We start from the raw sequence: 3,599 nt of genomic DNA, 5'->3' as shown, positions 1-3,599 counted from the left end.
AAGGATTCACTTTGTCTAAAATTGCTCGGGCTCATTCCGACCGATTTACTAAAGTCACGTGAAAAATGAAGCGGGTCATTGTAGCCGACCTGAAAGGCAATCCTGGCAATGCTGTGGTCCGTTTCGACAAGCATTCTTCGTGCCTGTGCCAGGCGATAGCTTTTAAGCCATTTCAGCGGAGACTGGTTGAACGTTGACTTGAACAGCTTGAAGACCTGGGACTTGCTCACCTGGCAATAGCTGGCGAACTTGTCAATATCCCAGTGTTCGCCATAGTGGCTATGAATTTTGTAGACCAGATTAGCCAGTCCGCGGTGTCTGACAGGATCCTGGGTCATCTTGTCTGATTCACTCCTGACTTCAAGGAGTTGCAACAGAAGTTCAGATATCAGCTTGTCACAAGATATATCCGAGAGCAGGGAGTGGTGCTGCATTTGGGCAAAGACAGCCTTGAAGATCTCACAGACTCTATCTGGGTTTTCCATCAGGAAGGTCGGCTGTTGCGGTACCTGTAAAAACTGCATGATTTTGTCAAGTTTACCGCCGTCAACCCGTAACCAGTAGATTTGCCACGGCCGCTTGGGATCCGGATAGTGACGGTGGGGCTCGCTTACCGGTAGCCATACCAGCTGGCCCTGATGGACATAATGTTTTTCACCGCCAAAATCAACCCATCCTGCGCCTGAAAGACAATAGATAAACTCATGCCCTACAACGGATTTTCTATTGATTTTGTAATCCGAGCCGGTAATTAAATGGCCAGCCCTAAGCACCCGGTAACTGCATAAAGCAGAAAAGTCTAATGAGTCACGATAATAAGAAGACAGTACGGTTGTATCAGGCATTCAGATATTCCTGTTGGTACGAGTAGCACATACATAGCAGATCTTTTGTTTCTGGTATGGATAAAAATAGCAAACAGTGACTCTTATCACGAAAGCCTGAGTGTGGATAGTTTTGTCCATATTCCAGACAGTCATATGTATTAACCCACGCACAATCTGGTCATAAAGTGAAAGGCAATTAACCACACCACTAAAGATGAATCTTTATTCTCAGGAGTTACACTCATGATCGACTTTAACGATCCTAAGCAAATTGCCAAAGCTATCCAGTTTACTAACGTCAATCCGGATCTGACCAAAGAGGGGCTGTTGGCTCACCTTGAGATCTGTAAGAAATACGGTTTCGATGCGGCAATGATTGCACCTTGCTGGGTGAAAGTAGCCAAGGAATACCTCAAAGGCACCGGCATCCGGGTGGCAACCACCCTTAACTTCCCCCAGGCCAATGACACGACGGCGATGAAAGTGGCGCTTGTTCATCAGTTAGGCACCGAAGGGGCAGATGAGTTTGATTTCCCGCCAAACCCGGGTTTTCTGCTAAGTGGTATGGAAGATGAGTACTACAACGAAATCAAGCAGGTTGTTGATGCCGCCCATTCTTACGGCATGAAGGTAAAAGTGATGCTTGAGTTTGGCTTCCTGCCGACCGAGGCGCTCAAGATCAAAGCGACACAGCTTTCTTACAAAGCCGGTGTTGACTGGGTTAAGCAGTCTTCTGGCTGGGGCAAGGGCGGCTGTGCAGCGACAGTCGAAGATGTACGTATTTTGGCTGCGCATATCGAAGCTCCTTGCAAGGTCAAGGTCTCTGGCAAGGTGAATACGGTCGAGAAAATGAAGGAGATGTTCGAGGCCGGTGCCGAGCTTGTCGGGACCAGCTCGGGCCCTGAAATTGTTGAAGGCCTGGTTGGCGATATCAACGCTTACTAATCATAAAGCAACGGCTAGCGGCGACATGTCCTGCTAGCCGTTTTTGTTTGAGTTAACGTGGAAGGTATGAAATGAGCGTTTTTATTCTGGGTAGCTACGCCAAGGCGCTGGTGATGACAACCGATCGTATTCCGCTGGTTGGCGAGACGTTGATTGGCGAGGACTTCCGTCAGACATTTGGCGGAAAGGGATCGGATATGGCCGTTCAGGCGGCGCGTCTGGGGGCCGACGTCTATTACTCCGGTGTGGTCGGTAACGATACGTTTGGTACTGAGTTCCGAGAGCTGATGAAACAAGAAGGTGTCAACACCGATGCGCTGCGGGTTACCGATGAACTGGCAACAGGGGCCGGGCTGATCATCAAGGACAATAATGCACAAAATGTGATTGTCGTCGATATGGGGGCCAACAAGCTTTATGACAAGAATGATGTCTTCGATGCCAAACCCCTGATGAATGAGTGCAAGGTTGCGCTGGCCCAGCTGGAGATCCCGCTGGAAACGGCTTTGTATGGCCTAAAGATTGCCAAGTCTCTCGGCAAGCAGACGGTCTTTAATCCGGCACCGGCGCGTGATTTGCGCGGCCTGGATCTCTCTAACATTGATTACCTGACACCTAACGAAACCGAAGCCCGTGTTGCTATCGGCCTGGCCCCGGACGATCCGATCAGCAACCGTGAAGTGGCCGACCGCCTGCTGGAAACCGGCTGCAAGGCCATTGTAATGACCCTTGGCGAGCATGGCTCGGCCGTCTTTACCCAAGAAACGACTATCACTGTTCCGCCTTGCCTGGTTGATGTTGTAGATAGCAACGGTGCCGGTGATAGCTTCAATGCCGCGCTATCGGTTGCGCTTTCCGAGGAGATGGACATCGCCGATGCCGTCCAGTTTGCCAACGCAACAGCTGCCCTGTGCTGTACCCAGTGGGAAACGGTGCCTTCCTATTACAACCGCCTGGCTGTCGATGCCTTCCTGGCCGAACAATAAGGACTCAGACAATGAAACCAAACTGTATTCTGCATCCTCAACTGGCCCATGCGCTGGCCACACTGGGGCACGGTGATATTGTCCTTGTCACTGATGCCGGTTTTCCTATTCCTGCCGATGCCAACCGTATCGATCTGGGTTTTTACCCCGGTACCGTTGATGTACTGGAGATCCTCAGCGTACTGAGTGGCGAGCTGTGTGTCGAAGAGGTCCGCTTCGATACCGAGGTGCGCGATCGCAATCCGAAGCTCTACAAGTCTGTTCAGGAGATTTACACCGGCTCGGGTGCCGACTTCGGCATTGCCAACCATGCCGAGCTGGTTGCTGATATCGCGCCCAAGGCCAAGGTGATCATCCGCTCGGGCTCGTTCAATGCTTACGCCAACTTCGCCCTGACAGCCGCAACAGATGCCAATGCCTGGTTTACAGATATCGACCCTTTGCCTGCCTATGTCGAGCGACGAAAACGCATCGAAGAGCAGTATGTACCGTCGTTGAAATGATTGCCTGCTGGCGTTTACCGATAAGCGAGAAAAACATGACTCAAATGAAAAACCGTGATGCCAGTGTGTTTGGCCACTGGATCACCAAAAATGGCATGCCGGCATTTAACTACACGGCAAACCCGCTGACACTTGGACAATGCGAATGGGATCCGATCGTACTGCCAACAACACGCCGTCACTGCCATGTGATGGGTAATCTGGCAATTTCTGCGATCGTTGACAATATGGGCACGACGTCGATTTGGGACGAAAGTGAAGTTCAGCGCTATCTGACCGCCCCGGATCACCAGAAAGGCGGCACAGGCATCACGCTGATCGAAGAGCAAGACGGCAGC

At 51.1% G+C, this 3,599-nt stretch carries 5 protein-coding genes; 4 read left to right on the top strand and 1 reads right to left on the bottom strand.

The window, feature by feature from the left end:
- Nucleotides 1-845 (bottom strand): AraC family transcriptional regulator (locus tag MHN01_RS20400; RefSeq protein WP_239413094.1); only part of this gene is annotated, 845 nt, incomplete at its 3' end.
- A gap of 225 nt (nucleotides 846-1,070) precedes the next feature.
- Here MHN01_RS20400 and deoC point away from each other — a divergent pair.
- From deoC to MHN01_RS20380, 4 genes are all read left to right on the top strand, one after another.
- Nucleotides 1,071-1,772 (top strand): deoxyribose-phosphate aldolase, encoded by a 702-nt coding sequence (gene deoC, locus MHN01_RS20395; RefSeq protein WP_239413093.1) that lies wholly within the window; start codon nucleotides 1,071-1,073, stop codon nucleotides 1,770-1,772.
- Nucleotides 1,773-1,843: 71 nt separating this feature from the next.
- On the top strand, nucleotides 1,844-2,758 hold the full coding sequence (locus MHN01_RS20390) for a ribokinase (protein WP_239413092.1): 915 nt from the start codon (nucleotides 1,844-1,846) through the stop codon (nucleotides 2,756-2,758).
- 11 nt (nucleotides 2,759-2,769) lie between these two features.
- On the top strand, nucleotides 2,770-3,261 hold the full coding sequence (locus MHN01_RS20385) for an RbsD/FucU domain-containing protein (protein ID WP_239413091.1): 492 nt from the start codon (nucleotides 2,770-2,772) through the stop codon (nucleotides 3,259-3,261).
- Between the two features lie 35 nt (nucleotides 3,262-3,296).
- A partial coding sequence (locus MHN01_RS20380; protein ID WP_239413090.1) for a hypothetical protein occupies nucleotides 3,297-3,599 on the top strand: 303 nt, incomplete at its 3' end.

The sequence above is a fragment of the Photobacterium sp. OFAV2-7 genome, from assembly GCF_022347985.1.
GTDB lineage: Bacteria > Pseudomonadota > Gammaproteobacteria > Enterobacterales > Vibrionaceae > Photobacterium.
Note: the sequence above shows the minus strand (reverse complement) of the source record. Positions and strands in the feature narration are given on the sequence as shown.